This is a genomic window from Pseudomonas anatoliensis, assembly GCF_017976235.1.
GTDB lineage: Bacteria > Pseudomonadota > Gammaproteobacteria > Pseudomonadales > Pseudomonadaceae > Aquipseudomonas > Aquipseudomonas anatoliensis.
This window is the reverse complement of the sequence record NZ_JACVHC010000001.1, coordinates 175,209-192,961: the sequence shown is the minus strand read 5'-3', so window position 1 is coordinate 192,961 and position 17,753 is coordinate 175,209. Positions and strand designations below refer to the sequence as shown.

Annotated in this window: 7 protein-coding genes; 2 read left to right on the top strand and 5 right to left on the bottom strand. The window is 61.7% G+C overall.

Annotated features, from left to right (window positions below; all coding sequences use genetic code 11):
- Positions 1 to 72 precede the first annotated feature (72 nt).
- Together hemB and ICA16_RS00825 are read right to left on the bottom strand one after the other, a co-directional pair.
- Positions 73 to 1,047 carry a porphobilinogen synthase gene (gene hemB / locus ICA16_RS00830; RefSeq protein ID WP_047300672.1) on the bottom strand — a complete coding sequence of 325 codons (975 nt, stop codon included), beginning with the start codon at positions 1,045 to 1,047 and terminating at the stop codon, positions 73 to 75.
- 242 nt (positions 1,048 to 1,289) lie between these two features.
- On the bottom strand, positions 1,290 to 1,988 hold the full coding sequence (locus ICA16_RS00825; RefSeq protein WP_210553131.1) for a glutathione binding-like protein: 699 nt from the start codon (positions 1,986 to 1,988) through the stop codon (positions 1,290 to 1,292).
- 341 nt (positions 1,989 to 2,329) lie between these two features.
- On the opposite strand from ICA16_RS00825, the gene ICA16_RS00820 reads away from it, so the two are divergent.
- Entirely contained in the window at positions 2,330 to 3,004 is a 675-nt protein-coding gene (locus ICA16_RS00820; RefSeq protein WP_150605307.1) for a histidine phosphatase family protein, read from the top strand.
- Between the two features lie 279 nt (positions 3,005 to 3,283).
- Here the strand turns inward: ICA16_RS00820 and mnmH are convergent, their stop codons facing one another.
- The 3 genes from mnmH to ICA16_RS00805 all read right to left on the bottom strand — a co-directional run bounded on the left by mnmH (position 3,284) and on the right by ICA16_RS00805 (position 16,279).
- Complete coding sequence (mnmH, locus tag ICA16_RS00815; protein ID WP_210553132.1) at positions 3,284 to 4,387, bottom strand: tRNA 2-selenouridine(34) synthase MnmH; 1,104 nt, start codon at positions 4,385 to 4,387, stop codon at positions 3,284 to 3,286.
- Positions 4,387 to 5,421, bottom strand: coding sequence for a selenide, water dikinase SelD (gene selD, locus ICA16_RS00810; protein ID WP_150605309.1), 1,035 nt, complete (start codon positions 5,419 to 5,421; stop codon positions 4,387 to 4,389). Before selD ends, mnmH begins: the two co-directional genes overlap by 1 nt.
- A gap of 322 nt (positions 5,422 to 5,743) precedes the next feature.
- Complete coding sequence (locus tag ICA16_RS00805) at positions 5,744 to 16,279, bottom strand: autotransporter-associated beta strand repeat-containing protein (protein ID WP_210699688.1); 10,536 nt, start codon at positions 16,277 to 16,279, stop codon at positions 5,744 to 5,746.
- A gap of 428 nt (positions 16,280 to 16,707) precedes the next feature.
- Here ICA16_RS00805 and ICA16_RS00800 point away from each other — a divergent pair, with 428 nt between their 5' ends.
- Positions 16,708 to 17,667 carry a nucleoside-specific channel-forming protein Tsx gene (locus tag ICA16_RS00800; protein WP_150605314.1) on the top strand — a complete coding sequence of 320 codons (960 nt, stop codon included), beginning with the start codon at positions 16,708 to 16,710 and terminating at the stop codon, positions 17,665 to 17,667.
- Positions 17,668 to 17,753: the final 86 nt, after the last annotated feature.

The following is a 17,753-nucleotide window of genomic DNA, read 5'->3' as shown; positions in this document are numbered from 1 at the left end:
GTCGACATCAATATTGACTGATCCACCGCCATCGCGAGCAGCCTCACTCCTACAGTTGATTTGCGGTGTGGATTAGATCCCGGCCAGCGCCAGATCCATCGCGAAATACGTGAAGATCAGATCCGCGCCCGCACGCTTGATCGCGCCCAGGCTCTCACGCACCACGCGATCCTCATCAATCGCTCCGGCCTGCGCGCCGAACTTGATCATCGCGTACTCGCCGCTGACCTGATACGCCGCCAGCGGCAGGTTCGAAGCTTCACGGATGTCGCGGATGATGTCCAGGTACGCACCGGCTGGTTTGACCATCAGCGCATCCGCGCCTTCCTGCTCGTCGAGCAACGATTCGCGCAGGGCTTCGCGGCGGTTCATCGGGTTCATCTGATAGCTTTTGCGGTCGCCCTTCAACGCGCTGCCACCGGCCTCGCGGAACGGGCCGTACAGCGCCGAGGCGAATTTGGTCGAATACGCCATGATCGGAATCTGCGTGAACCCGGCCGCATCCAGCGCCTGGCGAATCGCCCGCACCTGACCGTCCATCGCCGCCGACGGAGCAATCACATCCGCACCCGCACGGGCAGCAGCAACGGCCTGTTTGCCGAGGTTGATCAGGGTCTGATCGTTGTCGACTTCATGGTTGTGCATCACGCCGCAGTGGCCGTGATCGGTGTATTCGCAGAAACAGGTGTCGGACATCACGATCATTTCCGGCACAGCGTCCTTGGCGATGCGCGACATGCGCGAGACCAGGCCCTCTTCGCGCCAGGTGTCGCTGCCGTTGCTGTCCAGATGATGGGACACACCGAAGGTCATTACCGACTTGATGCCAGCGCGGGCATAGCGCTCGATTTCGCTGGCCAGTTTGCGCTCGGGAATACGCATCACACCGGGCATGCTTTTGATCGGCACGAAATCATCGATCTCTTCCTCGACGAAAATCGGCAGCACCAGATCATTCAGGCTGAACTCGGTTTCCTGGAACAGACTGCGCAGGCTCGCATTGCGGCGCAGACGGCGGGGACGTGCTTCGGGGAACTGACTGGACATGGGGCTTTCCTGAAAACGGAAGATGAGACGAAAGTCGTAGGGGGCGAAGCTTATGCCTTGCGGGGGCTGGCGTACAAACCTGGATCAATCAAGACAGCATTACCGAGTGCGTAATAATCCTTGAAAAATCAAATATATCCCCTGTAGGAGCTGCCGAAGGCTGCGATCTTTTGACTTTGATTCTAAAAAACAAGATCAAAAGATCGCAGCCTTCGGCAGCTCCTACAGGGGATTTGCATTGGTCAGGAAGGGATCGTTAAACCACGGATTACTGCAGGCCGTGCCAGAAAGCGCTCCAGCACCCGGGTGACATTCGGGAAGTTGCTGATGCCCACCAAGTCCCCTGCCTCATAAAACCCGATCAAATTGCGCACCCACGGAAATGTCGCGATATCGGCAATGGTGTAACGCTCGCCCATGATCCAGTCGCGACCTTCCAGCCGACCGTCGAGCACCTTGAGCAGGCGTTTGCTTTCATCGACGTAACGATCACGCGGACGCTTGTCCTCGTAATCCTTGCCAGCGAATTTGTTGAAAAAACCAAGCTGACCGAACATCGGGCCGATACCGCCCATCTGGAACATCAACCACTGCAGGGTTTCGTAGCGCAAGGTGCCCTCCTGCGCGAGCAACTGGCCGCTTTTGTCGGCAAGGTAAATCAGAATCGCGCCGGACTCGAACAACGGCAGCGGCTGATCTTCGGGGCCGTGGGGATCAAGAATTGCCGGGATCTTGTTGTTCGGGTTCAGCGAGAGGAACTCCGGGGACAACTGATCATTGGTATCGAAACCCACGCGATGCGGCTCGTACGGCAGACCGATCTCTTCGAGCATGATCGAAACCTTGACGCCGTTGGGTGTCGGCAAGGAATAGAGCTGAATCCAGTCAGGGTACTGCGCCGGCCATTTATGGGTGATCGGGAACGCGGACAGATCGGTCATGGGAAGCATCCAGTCACAAATTAAAGCCCGATCATAATGTAGGCGCTGCCGAAGGCTGCGATCTTTTGATCTTGAGCGTTTCAACAGGATCAAAAGATCGCAGCCTTCGGCAGCTCCTACAGAACCGTAACATTCAGTGATTAATCTCTGCCGCATGCCCTGGGTGCTTGCCATTAGAGTGCCGCGCACGCTTGTGATCGAACCAAAAGGGCCTCGGGCACTCAGAGCTATGCCCTTGTTGCAGAGGAAACGCTTCATGACATGGAAAACACCCGGTGCTGGGAGCCTGCGGTGTAAAGGTTTGTCAGCCTTAACCGAACACGCTGAAGAATTTTTATTTCATGACGAATCTGATGAGTTTCGCCAAACGCTTCAAACATCGCGCCTATGTGGCCCTGCCCTCCCTGTTGGCGGTCAGCGCGTTGTTCCTGTCGCTGGAATCCAGCGAGAGTCGTGCGCAACCGGCGGACGGCACCCAGACCCTGGTGTTCCTGCGCCATGCGGAGAAGCCCGAGGGTGGTCTCGGCCAGCTCAATTGCCAGGGTTTGAACCGCGCCATCGACCTGTCGACGCTGCTGCCGGAGAAATTCGGCAAGGCCGACTACGTGTTCGCCGCCAACCCGACGCGCAATGTCGAGGAAGGCGAGCTCGACAACTCCTACAGCTACATTCGCCCGCTGATGACCATCAGCCCCGCCGCCATCAAGCTGGGCCTGCCGGTGAATATCGAGTTTTCGGCCAATGACACCAGCGATCTGGCCCGCGAACTGCTGGATGACAAGTATCACAACTCCACCATCTACACCGCGTGGTCCCACGGTTATCTGCCGGAACTGATCAACAAGGTGGCCGGTAATGCCGTCGGCGAAAAACAGTCCATCACCGAGGACTGGGCGGGCAGCGACTTCGATTCGCTGTACGTGCTGACCCTGACGTGGCACAACGGCAAGGCCAGTTTGCAGAGCCACAGCTACAAGCAAGGGCTGGATAACGGCAAGGCCACCTGCCCGACTTGAGTTTTCGGGTGCCTATTCGGCCCTCATCGCTGGCAAGCCAGCTCCCACAGGGTTTGAATGCACGATGAATGCCGTGGAAGGCTGGATTATGGCTGGGAACACTTGCCTGACTTGAGTCTTCTACTGTCAGTGATGGCCTCATCGCTGGCAAGCCGGACTCCCACAGGTTTTAAATGCACGATGAATGCTGTGGAAGGCTGGATGATGGCTAGGACACTTGCCTGACTTGAGTCTTCTACGGGAGCTGGCTTGCCAGCGATCAGGCCGGCAAACACGCCATCAATCTTTCTGATTCACCCGCTCGCGCAGATATTCGATAACCGCGCCCTGCTCCCCGGCAAACTCGATACGCCCGCCCTTCTTCTCGCGCTGAAACACATACATCGGGTCGTAATATTCACGCAGCAACCCCTCGATCCAGCCGCGATGCAAATCCACCGCGCCACTGCGGGCCTGCTCTGCCAGCGCCGCTTCCATCAAATCGAACAGCCGCCGATGGCGCTCGCCACCCAGACGTTTCTGCACGTTGTTCAGGCTCTCCAGCAGCCGCTCTGCGAACAGCGCAAAACCTTCCTCGCCATGCACCGATGCAAACTCGGCAGACAGATCGACCACGTAATCACGCAGAATCCGCTCCACGCGATCTTCAAAACTGTCTTCCAGCCAGACCATCGGGTACTGCTGCATGCCCTGATACATCGCCAGCGGCAAGGCGCAACTGCCGACCACCCGACTCTCGTCCTCCAGCACAAACTGTTCGATACCGGCATTACGCTTCTTGAGAATGTCGATGGCCAAACGGTTCTCGAAATCGATGTTCGACGGCTGCCCGGTGGCGCGTTTACCGAAACTGGAACCGCGGTGATTGGCGTGTCCTTCCAGATCCAGCCCGTTGCGCAATTGCACCAGCACTTCGGTCTTGCCGGTGCCGGTCATCCCGCCCAGCAGTACGAAATCACACTGCGCGATGGCTTGTTCAGTGGTGTCGATAAGGAAGCTGCGCATCGCCTTGTAACCGCCGCCGACGCGCGGATAGTCAATGCCGGCTTCGTCACGCAGCCATTGTTGGGTGATCTGCGAACGCAGCCCGCCACGGAAGCAATAGAGGTAACCGTCGGGATGGGCCCGGGCGAAGTCCGCCCAGGCCTGAATACGCTCGGCCTTCACCGCACCGGACACCATTTGATGACCCAACTCAATGGCGGCCTGCTGGCCGTGCTGCTTGTAGCAGGTGCCGATTTTCTGCCGCTCGATGTCATTCATCAGCGGCAGATTGATCACGCCAGGGAACGCACCTTTGTGAAACTCGACCGGCGCGCGGGCGTCCATCAGCGGCCGATCGTTGAGGAAAATATCGCGGTAATCGGTGCAGTCGCGGAGCATCAAATCACCTCGACTGCGTTCGTCTGTCGCTCGACCAGTTCACCAATTGGCGCCAGATTCAGGCCCAATTCGGCGGCGACGGCGAGGAACTCGTCATTGCCTTCAGGCGTTACCGCGATCAACAGACCGCCGCTGGTTTGCGGGTCGCAGAGCACACGCTTGTGCAGTTCCTGCACACGGCCAACCTTGCTCGAATAACTGTCGAAGTTGCGCAACGTGCCGCCGGGAACACAGCCCTGTTCGAGGTAATACTCGACGCTGTCCAGACGCGGCACACGGTCGTAGGCGATGCGCGCCGTGAGCTGGCTGCCGTCGGCCATTTCCACCAGATGCCCGAGCAGACCGAAACCGGTAACGTCGGTCATCGCCGTCACGCCAGCGAGTTTGCCGAAACGGCTGCCGGGCTTGTTCAGCGTGCACATCCAGTCGCGAGCGACGCCGACGTCGGCCGGACGCAACTTGCCTTTCTTTTCGGCCGTGGTGAGGATGCCGATGCCCAGCGGTTTGGTCAGATACAGCAGGCAACCGGCGGTGGCGGTGTCGTTGCGCTTCATGTGGCGTTTTTCCACCAGACCGGTCACAGCGAGACCGAAAATCGGCTCTGGCGCATCAATCGAATGCCCGCCCGCCAACGCAATGCCGGCGGCGTCGCACACCGCTCGGCCGCCCCGAATCACTTCCCGCGCCACTTCCGGCGCCAGCACATTCACCGGCCAGCCGAGAATCGCAATCGCCATCAACGGATCACCGCCCATCGCATAGATATCGCTGATAGCGTTGGTCGCGGCAATACGGCCGAAGTCGAACGGATCATCAACGATCGGCATGAAGAAGTCCGTGGTCGACACCACACCGCGCTCGGCATCAATTTCATAGACCGCCGCATCATCGCGCGAGGCATTGCCGACCCACAGTTTCGGGTCAAGGTTCTGCGCGCCGCTGCCGGCCAGAATCACCTCCAGCACCTGCGGGGAAATCTTGCAGCCGCAACCGGCGCCGTGGCTGTATTGGGTGAGGCGAATCGGCTCGCTCATGGCAAAGGGTCTCTGGCAGGGAATGGGGCGCATTCTAGCAGAGCGCGGGGTGGCTGATTTTTGTGATGAATGACAGGGCCCCAATCGCCAGCAGGCTGGCTCCCACAATTGAACTCTGTCTGCCACAAATCCTGTATCCACAGCAGGTGAACTGTGGGCCCAACAATGCTTAATGACACATGGAGCAGATCAAAAGATCGCAGCCTGCGGCAGCTCCTACACATGCATTCGCGTTTCCCTGTAGGAGTTGCCGCAGGCTGCGATCTTTTGACCCTGCAAAAAAACCGCCCTTTCGGGCGGTTAAAAGTGCTTCGACCCTAAATCAGAAGCCAAGGCTGAAGCTGACGGTCATCGCATGGTCGTTGTTGTCGTTCGACAGTTGCCCCGAGTAGCCGATACCCAGTTTGCCGGTCGGGCTGATCTGGAAGTCCACCCCCGCTTCGACAATCGCGCTGTCCTTGGCAATCGGTACGCCTTGGGTGCTGAACGAGGCGCCGCCGTCGATGAAGCTCAGATCCGCGTCGGGTTTGGTGTCGCCGAACGCATGTCGCCAGCCGATGGCAGCGCGCGGGGTGAATTGCCCGCCGTTGGCCAGGGTGATGACTTTGCCGGCGCGCAGGCCGAGGGTCGAGAAGGTGATGTCCTGATCGGCATCAGCCTTCAGGCGCCCCACGCCGCCCTTTTCCTTGGCCTTGTCGGTGTCGTAGTTGACGTAGGCCAGACCGGCGAACGGCTCCAGAGCAATGCCGGCGGCTTCCATTGTGTAACCGACTTCACCGAACACCTGAGCGCTGCGGGCGTCGTAATTGGCCTCCAGACGGTCGTTGTAGGTACCGACGCTGACGTCGCGTTTGGTCTCGATGTCGTGCCAGCTGTAAGCCGCGCCGAGGCGCACTGCCAAAGCATCGAACTGCGAGTTGAGATATGCAGCCAGGTGGTAGCTCTCAACCGTGGCATCCGAGCGACGATCATGCGCATCAAGGTCGCTGCGGGTGTAACCGGCGGCCATGCCCACGCGCCACTGGTCATCGAGTTGCTTATCGGTGCCGAGCATGAAGCCGCTGAGGTTGCGGTCGAGGCTGGCGCTGTTGCTGTCGCCATCCGACTCACCCCACGCGCCAAGTGCGCGAGCCCAGCCGACCATTTCGCCATGGCAACCGTTGCTGCTCAGTTGGTTGTCACTTGGCGCCAGGGCTCGGCGTGGATCATCCGGCGCACTGCACGAAGGCTGGCGCATGCGGTCGTTGACGGCTTCGCGCACGTAACGCGAATCCTCGAGGATCGCACTGGCGGTGCTGGCATGAATCTCCCCGGACAGACTGTCGAAGGCATTACGCGCCCCCGCCGCACTGAGGTTGACGATTTCGTTCTGCAACGCAGCGCCGGCCGCACCGTTGCGCGACAACGCCGAAGCGGTGTTGCGCTGGTTACCCGTGGCGGCGACGTCGGCGAACGAGTTGTCGTTGCGGCTCACCACCAGGTTGACCGCGTTGGCGTCGTACACCAGGGCCGAATCGAGGAACGCGTATTGCGGTAGATCCGCAGCGCTGAAGGTACCGATCACCCCGCCGCCCGCCGTGATCAGCGAATACGTGGTGTTGCCGGTGAACGGCGCCAGAGCGTTGACTTGTAACCCGCCACCCAGCGTCGCAGTGCCGCCGACAGCCAAAGGCGTCGCGGTCGGCGAGCTGACTGTCAGGGCGAGCACGCCGTTGGCAGCATTGGTCAGGTTGCCGGCAACACTCAAAGTGCCCGCCTCGGCTCCGGATTGCACCAGACCATTGTTGACCAGCGAACCGACGCTGCCATTACCGCTGAGCGCGGCGCCGTTGGCGACAGTGACTTGCCCGCCGAACGAGGCCCGCGCAGCGCGGCTGCCGACTTGCAGCACGCCTTGATCGACCGCTACGGTGCCGCTGAACGGGTTGTCACCGGTCAATAGCAAGGTGCCGGTGCCGCGTTTGGCCATGTCGCCGAGGCCACTGAGCACACCATTGAACCGACCGTCGGTATTCTGCTGGAACACCAACGAAGCGTTGTTGAGAATGTTGCCTTGCAGACTGGTGCTATTACCGACCAGCGTACCGCCGCTGACTGTGGTGCCCCCGCTGTAAGTGTTAGCGCCGCTCAATACCAAGGTGCCGGAATCAAGCTTCTCAATACCGCCCGTGCCCACCAGCGGCACGGAGATTTCCGTGCTCGCCCCGGCATTCACCCGCACCGGTGCGAGGCTGCCGTCCGCACCATTGACCGGAGTCAGTGTGCCGCCAGCGTCAGGCACCAGGCTGTAACCGCCCGAGAGGAATTGCAGGCCGGTGAAGTTCTGATTGCCCTGCACCGTGACAGTGCCAGCCTGCCCGCCGAACACGGCGAATTGGCCGTTGGCACCGAGTGCCTGAGTACCGCTCGGATCAGTCCAGTTGGTACCCGGCCCCCACACACCACTGCCGCCACCGATGCTGCCATCAGGATTGGTGGTGCCGCCGTTCCAGAACTGCACTTCACCCGGCGAGCCTTGCACCAGCAAATTGATCTGATTGGCAATGGCGGTTTGCAGCGTCAGGTTGGCCGCCGATACCGGCAGGCTGCCGTAGACCAGACCGTTGTCGGTCAGGCTGCCGCCGTAGCTGAACAGCTGATAGACCCCGGTGCCGAAACCGCCGGCGTTGTTGATATTCAGCGTGCCGTCGAGGGTCAGGTTGCCGGCAACATTGACCACCGTGGTCGAGCTGGCGGCAGAGCCGAGGCTGAAGTCCAGATCAGTCCCCGAAGACAGCGCCAACGCACCGACCGACAGCGGCGTCGCCGTGCCGCCACCGGCCAGCGTCGCGCCGTCGGCCAGTTGCAGCGAACCGCCCAACTGACCGCCACCGCCAATCTGCGCGCCGCTGGCGACGTTAACGTTGGCGCTGTTGAGCACACCGTTGACGGTCAAGGTGCCGGCCTGGACTGAGGTGTTGCCAGTGAAGCTGTTGTTGCCGGTCAGCAGCAATTCGCCGCTGCCGGTTTTGTTCAGCGTGCCGGTACCGGTGAGGTTGCCGGTGTAGCTGCCGTCGGCGTTTTGCTCGAAAGTCAGCGCCGCGTTGTTGACGATTGCACCTTGCAGGCTGCTGGTGTCGCCAAGGGTGCTGCCGCCGTTCAGCGTGGTGCCACCGCTGTAGGTGTTGGCGCCGCTGAGCACGAGTTCGCCCGTACCGTTTTTCACCAGACTGCCGGTGCCCGTTACCGCGCCGATCAGCGTGGTGTTCTGATTGCCGGCCAGCGTCAGCTCGGCGCCAAGGTTGATGGCGTTGGCCAGTTGCAGCGCCGAGGTGCTGTCCAGAGTGCCGTTGCCAGTAACGTTGAGCGCACCGCTACTGATCGCGCTGTTGTTGCCGAGGATCAGCGACCCGCCGGCGAGCTGAGTGCCACCGCCGTAGGTATTGCTGCCGTTGAGGGTCAGGCTCGATGCGCCAGTCTTGATCAGACTGCCGCTGCCGGTGACGACTCCACCCAAGGTCAAGGCGTTGGAGCCGGCGACGTTCAATCCTCCATTGAGCACCACATCATTGCCGAGGCTGACAGCGGCGTTGCTGCCCAGCGCAGTGCCATCCGCTGCAGTCAACACGCCAGTGCCGAGCGCCGCGTTATTACCGACCACGATCGTGCCACCATTGAGCGCGGTGCCGCCGGTGTAGCCGTTGGCAGCGTTGAGCACCAGTGTGCCGGTGTCGTATTTGCCGAGGGTGCCTGCGCCGTTGAGCGCTACACCGACGGTTGCCGTGGCGTTCGGATCGACGCGCACCGAGGCGTTGCCGAGCGAACCGTTGACCAGATTGAGCGATCCCGCTGTGCCGTTTTGCAGGCTGTAGCCATCGGTGACGAACTGCATGCCAGTGATGGTTTGCGCGCCGTTGACCGTAACCGTGCCCGCCGCGCCCTGGAACACGGCGAAGTTGCTGGTCCAGCCCTGATTGGTAGTGCCGTTGACGTCGGTCCAGTTGGTGGTGCCGGTGCCCCATGTACCGCTGCCGCCTTCTACCGCGCCGTTGGCGATCAGTTGGTTACCGTCCCAGAACTGCACGGTGGCGGCGGGCGCGGTGACCAGCAGGTTGAGCTGGTTGGCCACCGCGGTTTGCAGAGTCAGATCGCCCGGGATGACGCTGCCCGGCACGGTGCCGATGAGCATGCCGTTGTCGGTCAGGCCGCCGGTGTAGTTGATCAGGCGATATACACCGCTGCCGAAGCCGCCGATGTCGCTGACGTTGAGGGTACCGTCGAGGGTCAGGTTGCCGCCGACGTTGACCAGCGCGTTACCGCCACCAGACACCGGGGTGCCGAGACCAACATCGAAGTTGGAATTGCCGTTGAACACCAGGGAATCCACCGACAAGGTGCTGCCGGTGACGCCCGCCAGATGTCCGCCATCGGCCACGGTTACCGCACTGGTCAACGTGCCGCTGCCGCCGAGTGTGCCACCGTTGTTGACCAGCACATTGGCGCTGGCCAGCGAACCGTTGACCTGCAAGGTGCCGGCGTTGACGTTGGTGTCGCCCGTGAGGGTGTTGTTGCCGGTCAGGGTCAATGTACCGCTGCCCAGCTTGGTCAACCCCCCCGGATCGATGCCGTCCATGAGGACGCCAGCGAATGTGCTGCTCTGGTTGTTGCCTCCGATGCTCAGGGTGTCAAAGTCACCGATGCCAACCGTACCGTCACCGGTCAGGCTGCCGATGCTGGTCGAATCGCCGATGTTGAGCGTGGTACCGACGGCAAGATTGACGGCAGCGTTATCACCCAGCGCGGTGCTGCCGACAGTGTTCAGGCTGCCGGCCAGTACATCGATCAGACCGTTGAAGGTGTTGTTGCCACTGAGCGTCAATACCGCCAGACCGTTCTTGGTCAACGTGCCAGCGCCGGCGATCACACCGCCCAGCGTCAGGCCGCTGTTACCAGTGAAGCTCAAATTGGCATTGACGTTGATGTTGTTGGCCAGCACCAGCGGTGCGGCGTTGTCGAGGGTCGATGCACCTGCAACGGTCAGCGCGCCGGAACCCAGCGAGGAGCCAGTGCCGATGGTCAGCGTACCGGCGTTCAGCGTAGTGCCGCCGGTGAAGGTATTGACGCCGTTGAGGGTCAGATTCGACGCGCCGTCCTTGATCAGTCCGCCAGCGCCGCTGACCACACCCGCGAGGGTCAGGTTATTACTGCCGGTGTTGCTCAGGTTGGCGTTGAGCACGATGTTGTTGCCCAGGCTCAGCGCACTGTTGCTGTCCAGCGCTGAGGCGCCGGCCACGGTGAGGTTGCCCAGCCCTAGCGCCGAGTTACTGCCCGCGGTCAGGGTGCCGGCGCTCAGGTTGATGCCGCCGAGAAAGTTGTTATTGCCGCTCAGGGTCAGGTTGGCCGCGCCGTTTTTAGTCAGGCTGCCAGCGCCGTTGATCGTACCGGCAAGCGTCAGATCCGCCGTGCCGCCAACGCCGAGGTTACCCGCTAGGTTGACCGCGTTATTCACCGCCACCGCCGTGCTCGCATCCAGCGTGGTGCCGCCCGCCGCGTTCAGCGTGCCTGAACCCAGTGCCGAGTTCGACGCCAGAATCAGTCCGCCGGCGTTCAACGCGACTGGGCCGAGGAAGGCATTGTTGCCGCCGAGGGTCAGGTTGGCTGCGCCGGTTTTGATCAGGCCGCCAGTGCCGCCGATCACACCGTTGAGGGTCAGCGCATTGCTGCCGACCACGGTGAGGTTGCCATTAAGGGTCGCTGCGTTGCCGAGTGTCACTGCTGCGTTGCTGTCCAGTTGCGTACCGGCGTTGGCGGTCAGCGTGCCGCTGCCCAGCGCGGTGTTGCTGCCAACGATGATCTTGCCGCCGTCGAGTTGCGTGCCGCCGCTGTAGGTGTTGGCACCGTTGAGCACCAGGGTGCCGGTATCGAGTTTGTTGAGGATGCCGCTGCCATCGATATTGGCGCCGATGGTCGCGGTCACGCCCGGATCAACACGCAACGCTGCGGTGCCGCCGGTGCCGTTGACGGCGGTCAGTTGCCCCGCCGTGCCATTCACTACGTTGTAGCCATCGGTGAGGAACTGCATGCCGGTGAACGCTTGCGTGCCGTTGACCGTCACCGTACCCGCCGTGCCCTGGAATACCGCGAAGTCGCCGGCCCACGGTTGATTGACCAGACCGTTGGCATCGGTCCAGTTGGTGCCGACCGCATTCCAGGTACCGCTGCCGCCATCGACGACGCCGTTGGCAATGGTCTGGCTGCCATCCCAATAACGGATGTTCACGTTCGGTGCCGACACTTGAATGTTGATCTGATTGGCCACACCGGTTTGCACGATCAAGTCGCCGAGGCCGTAGCCGACCGGCACACCTGCGACATCGAGCCCCAGATCGGTCAGGGCACCGGTGTAGTTGAACAGGCGATACACGCCAACGCCGAAACCGCCGGCGTCGGTGACGTTGAGATTGCCTTCGAGGGTGAGGTTGCCGCCGACATTCATCAACGACGCGGTCGACGGTGTCCCCAGTGCCACATCAACATTGCTGCCGGCCGCGAGGGTCAGCGCACCGGCGGACAGTTGATTGCCCGACGACAACGCCAGATGGCCGCCGCTGTTGACGTTCACCGCACCGAGCGCCGAACCGGTACCGGTCAGGGTACCGCCGGTATTGACGTTAATCAGCGCGCTGGCCAGCGAACCGCTGAGGTTCACGATGCCGCTGTTGATCGCGGTATCGCCGGTGATGCCGTTGATCCCGGTGAGGTTCAACGTGCCGGTGCCGACTTTGACCAGGCCGCCGCTGCCGCTGAGGTCGCCGTCGAACGTGCTGGTGACGTTGCCACTGCCGACGGTCAGCGTGTTGCTGCCGGTGAGCTGCACACTGCCGCTACCGGTCAGCGCGCCGAGGTTGGCGTCGCTGCCCAGATTCAGCCCGGCGCCGGCGCTGATGTTGACGCCGGAGGTATTGCCCAGCGCATTGGTGTTCAACGTCGTGACGCTGCCGGACACAATGTTCAGCGCGCCGGTAAAGGTGTTGTTGCCGGCCAGGGTCAGGTCTGACAGACCGTTTTTGGTCAGGCTGCCGGCACCGTCGATAATGCCGTTGAGGCTCAAGTCATTGTTACCCGCGACGGTCAACCCGGCGTTCAACGTGATCGCATTGCCGATCCCGAAGGAAGCGCTGTTATCCAGCGTCGCTGCGCCACCGACGATCAACCCACCGCTGCCCAAACCGTTGGCATTGCCCAGCGTCAGGGTGCCGGCATTGAGCGCGGTGCCGCCGCTGAAGGTGTTGTTGCCGTTGAGCGTCAGGTTGGCCGCGCCGTTCTTGATCAATTGGCCGGTGCCGCTAGCGATGCCGCCGAGGGTCAGGTTCTGCGTACCGCCGACGGTCAGTGCAGCATTGAGGGCGACAGCGTTGTTGAGACTGACCAGCGGCGAATTGCTGTCCAATGTCGCCGCGCCCGCAACCGTCAGTGCGCCGGAACCCAGTGCCGAGCTGTTGCCGACGGTCAGCGTACCGGCGTTCAGGGTGGTGCCGCCGATGAAGTTGTTGGCAGCGTTGAGAATCAGATTGGCGGCGCCGTCTTTCACCAGACTGCCAGCGCCGCTGACCAAACCGGTCAGGGTCAGATTCGCCGTGCCGCCGACGTTCAAGGCACCGGCCAATGCCACCGCGTTGTTCAGGCTGACGGCGGTGTTGGCGTCCAGCGTGGTGCCTGCCGCCGCGTTCAATGTGCCAGAGCCCAGCGCGGTGTTGCTGCCGACGATCAGTTTGCCGGTGTTCAGGGCGGTGTTGCCAAAATAGGTGTTGGCGCCGTTGAGGGTCAGGTCGGCGGCGCCGTTCTTGACCAGCCCACCGATACCGGCGACCACGCCGTCGAGGGTCAGCGCATTGGTGCCGCCCAGGGTCAGCGTGCCGCCGAGGTTGAGGTTGTTGGCCAGGGTCGCCGCAGCGTTGGCATCCAGTGTTGTGCCATTCGCCGCGTTTACGCTGCCCGTGCCCAATGCGGTGCTGGAACCGACGATCAGCGAACCGGCGTTCAGCGCCGTGGTACCGGTGTAGGTGTTGGCGCCGTTGAGGGTCAGGCTCGACGCGCCCGTCTTGATCAAACCGTTGGCGCCACTGATCACGCCGTCGAGGGTGAGCGCGTTGGCGCCGCCGGCGGTGAGGTTGGCGTTGAGGGTAATCGCGTTGTTCAGGGTCAGCGCCGAGCTGCTGTTGAGGGTGCCCGCCCCGGCCACGGTCAGTGCGCCAGTGCCGAGTGCTGCGCCATTGCCGACAGTCAGACTGCCGGCGTTCAACGTGGTGCCGCCAGTGAACGTGTTGGCGCCGCTCAGGGTCAGGTTGGCCGCGCCATTCTTGAGCAACTGACCGGCGCCGTTGATCACACCGGAGAGGGTCAGGCCGCTGCTGCCGCCGATGGTCAGGGCACTGCTGTTGAGGTTGACGTTATTGCTCAGGTTGACGGCGGTGTTGCTGTCCAGTGCTGAAACATCGATGACGTTCAGCGCACCGCTGCCCAACGCAGTAGCATTGCCCACGGTGAGGGTGCCGGCGGCCAGCGTGGTATCGCCGAGATAGGTGTTGGCGCCGTTGAGAATCAGGTTAGTGAAGCCGCGTTTGGTCAGCCCGCCACTGCCACTGATAACGCCGCCGAGGGTCAGGTCAGCGCTGCCACGGACTTCCAGATCGCCACCCAGGGAAACGGCGTTGGTCAATGCAACCGCGCTGCTGGCATCAAGCTTGGTGCCCGCCGCGGTCGTCAAGGCACCCGTACCCAGCGCAGTGTTGGAGCCGACAATCAGCGTACCGGCGTTGAGCGCAGTGCCGCCGGAGAACGTATTGTTGCCGCTGAGGGTCAGGTCGGCGGTACCGTTCTTGATCAGGTTGCCGGCACCACTGATGACGCCGCTCAGACCCAACGCCTGCGTGCCGCCGATGGTCAGATCCGCCGCCAGCGCGACGGCGTTGGCCAGGGTCACGGCAGCGGTCGCATCCAGCGTGGTGCCGGCCGCCGCATTCAGTGCGCCCGTGCCGAGCGCAGTGTTGCTGCCGACGAACAGGCTGCCAGCGTTGAGCAAGGTGGTGCCTGCGTTGGTGTTGTTGCCGGTCAGGGTCAGGCTGGCGGTGCCGCTTTTGGTGATGGCGCCGGTACCAGAGAGGATACCGCCGAGAGTCAGGGCATTGCTTCCCAGCACGTTGAGCGCGCCGGTCATTGCGATGTTGTTGGCTAGGCTGACGTTGGCGGTGCTGTCGAGATTGGTGCCGGCAGCAGTGGTGAGCGCTCCGCTGCCCAGCGAATTGTTGTTGGTCACCAGCAAACTGCCGGCACTCAGGGTAGTGATGCCGGTGTAACCGCTGTTGGCGCCGCTGAGGGTCAGGCTGCCGGTGCCGGTTTTGGTCAGCCCGCTTGCGCCGCTGATCAGGCCGCCAAGGGTCAGCGCTCCCGTGCCGCCAGCCGTCAATGTGCCGCCGAGGTTGATGGCGTTGTTCAGGCTGATCGTGCCGGGGGCGCTCACGGTAGTTGCGCCGGTCACATTGAGGGTGCCGGTACTAAAGGCCTGATTGTTGCTGACCTGTACCGTGCCACCGTTGAGCGCGGTGTTGCCCAGATAGGTATTGGCCGCGCTGAGGTTCAACTGGCCGGCACCGACCTTGGTCAGGCCACCGCTGCCGGAAATCACCCCGCTCAGGGTTGTTGCATTGGTGCCTTGCACCGTGACACCGCCAGCACCCAACGAGATCAGATTGCTGACGTTCAACCCGGCGTTGCTCGCCTGCAAAATCCCGCCGTTGGAGGTGATCACCCCGCTGCCAAACGTGGCGTTGTTGTTGAACTGGGCGACGCCGCCATTGAGCGTAGTCGCGCCACTGACCAATGGTCCCTGCAAGGTCCAGGTGCCGCTGTTGATGGTCAGGTTATTGAAGTTGACGTAGGTGGCGCTCGACGCCGTGCCGACCCCGGTGGTGCCGCCGCCGACGCCGATCGGGTTCTGCAGGATCAGACTGTTGGTGCCGCCTGCGCCGCCATCGACGGTGCCGGTCGGGGCGAAGGTCAGGTTGATGCCGATCAGGCCACCGAGCCCCACCGAAACCTGAATACCGTCACCGACCTGAACCGAAGAACCGGTAATCGCCGTGAACGTGTTGGTGCTGCTTGCGCCCATCGACACGCCGCCGGTAATCGCGCCGGCGTTGGTAAACGTATTGCCCGCCGCCGATGTTTCGAACGCGATCCGGCCGTTGATGACGCCGGTGCTGCTGTTGGTCATGTTGACTTGCGAGCCACCGTAGACCCCCACCACCGGGGTATCGGCCAGGGTGATGCCCCCAATTGATAATCCCGTGGAGGTGATGGTGCCGTTGTTGGTGATGCTGGTGGTACCGGCCGCCGCGTTGTTAACAGCAATGCCCAGGCCGTCGATGCTGGTCAGGTTGAGCCCGAGCAACATGCCGGTGCCGCGAATGATGCCGCTGGCGTTGTTGAGCACGCTGACCGTACTCGTCGCGCCGGTCCCAATGAATGCACCGCCGCTCAGTACCGAAACCAGACCCAGTAATGCCGGGTCAAGCGTGCCGGAGTTGTTGAGGGTGATGTTCACCCCGGTCAGGTCCATCACGTGGCCACCGAGGGTCGCGTTCATCTGCGCGCCACTGTTGACGTTGACCGTGAGGCCGTTGGTAGCGCTGTTGAAGTTGTTAAGAAACAGCGGAAGGCTCGGCACGCCGGTACAGGTCACCGTAGAACCTGCGGTGGAACAGGTGGCCAGCGCCGGCGTGCTCACCGCGCCGAACAACAGTCCGGCGACGCTCAAGTGCACAGCAAGGGAAAGAGGGGAAAAACGCGAAACGAGGGCGACACCGGACTTTACTTCCACGGGCTACTCCTTGTCGTGGCCAATTCTTCCTTGAAGCGTGTGAGTCGTGCTTATTCCACACGCGCATCAAGACTGCGACGGTCATCACAAACCGCGTAATTGTTCACAACGCTAGTAGAGCCGCGCAGATGGGAGCGGATTAAATGGTGTTAATACTTTAATACTAGGCCCTCTAAATCAGCGCTTTCAGGCCTTTGAACACGGGGACCGGGCCGTAACACATCCCTCTGTAGGAGCTGCGGCACGCTGCGATCTTTTGATGTTGCTTTTAAGCATCAAGATCAAAAGATCGCAGCTCCTACAGGGCCGCTAGAAGAAAACTGGTACGCCTTGTGCAAACGTTTGCGAACCGTCAATCACGGCATTTTCGCCACACATCCGCCAGGCCCAAAGAATTCGGGCCTTGATCCGCAAAAAAAGGACTTTGCATGCACGTCGCTTCCCTTCTTCGCGCGCCCCTATCGCGCACGTTTGCTGTTTCCTTGCTACTGACTGGCGTTACCGGAGTTCTCAGTCAAAGCGCATTTGCGCAACCGGCTCTGCCCGACGACTCCGCCCAAGGCGAAACCCTCAGCCCTGAAGCCAGCCCGCCGAAAAAAGGCGCTTACCTGTCGGACTGGTACAACCAGGACCTGACCCTGATCGGCAGCAAAGACATCAGCTTCGGCCCGCAACCGGCTGACGACATCTACCTGGAATATGAATACTTCGGGCGCAAGGGCCCGTTCGAGCTATACGGCTATATCGACGTGCCGAAGATCTTCAACATCGGCAACAGCCACGACAAAGGCGTATGGGACCACGGCTCGCCGGTGTTCATGGAGCACGAACCGCGGATCTCCATCGACTACCTCGCCGGCCGCAGCCTGGCTATCGGCCCGTTCAAGGAATGGTATGTCGCCTTCGACTGGATCTACGACCACGGCAGCCGCAAAGAAAATCGTGCCAACACCCTCTACAGCGGTTTCGGCACCGACATCGACACTCATTCGCGGGTCAACCTGTCGGCCAACCTGTACGGGCGTTACCAGTGGGAAAACTACGGCGCGAGCAACGAATATTCATGGGACGGCTACCGCGCGCAGCTCAAGTACATCATCCCCATCGACAAATTCAGCAACGGTGCCTCGCTGACCTACATCGGCTTCACCAACTTCGATTTCGGCTCCGACATCCACAAGGACAACCCGGCACGCACCGCCAACGCGACGGTGGCGACCAACGTGTTGCTCTACTCCTTCACCCATTTGCGCTTCACCCTGGTCGGGCGTTATTTCCACAACGGCGGCAACTGGGAGGACGGCAGCGAGCTGAATTTCGGCGACGGTAATTTCCGCGCGCGTTCGAATGGTTGGGGGTATTACGCGGGGATCGGGTATCAGTTCTGACCGGTAAGTGATCACTGGATCGCAGCCATCGGTAGCTCCCGTCAGATCGGGGTAGATACCGTCGGACAATCCGAGTGAATTTTCCC

What these genes read in the sequence shown, in the direction of transcription:
- hemB (WP_047300672.1), bottom strand. Translation starts at nt 1,047, where the DNA reads ATGTCCAGTCAGTTCCCCGAAGCACGTCCCCGCCGTCTGCGCCGCAAT.
- ICA16_RS00825 (WP_210553131.1), bottom strand. Translation starts at nt 1,988, where the DNA reads ATGACCGATCTGTCCGCGTTCCCGATCACCCATAAATGGCCGGCGCAG.
- ICA16_RS00820 (WP_150605307.1), top strand. Translation starts at nt 2,330, where the DNA reads ATGACGAATCTGATGAGTTTCGCCAAACGCTTCAAACATCGCGCCTAT.
- mnmH (WP_210553132.1), bottom strand. Translation starts at nt 4,387, where the DNA reads ATGCTCCGCGACTGCACCGATTACCGCGATATTTTCCTCAACGATCGG.
- selD (WP_150605309.1), bottom strand. Translation starts at nt 5,421, where the DNA reads ATGAGCGAGCCGATTCGCCTCACCCAATACAGCCACGGCGCCGGTTGC.
- ICA16_RS00800 (WP_150605314.1), top strand. Translation starts at nt 16,708, where the DNA reads ATGCACGTCGCTTCCCTTCTTCGCGCGCCCCTATCGCGCACGTTTGCT.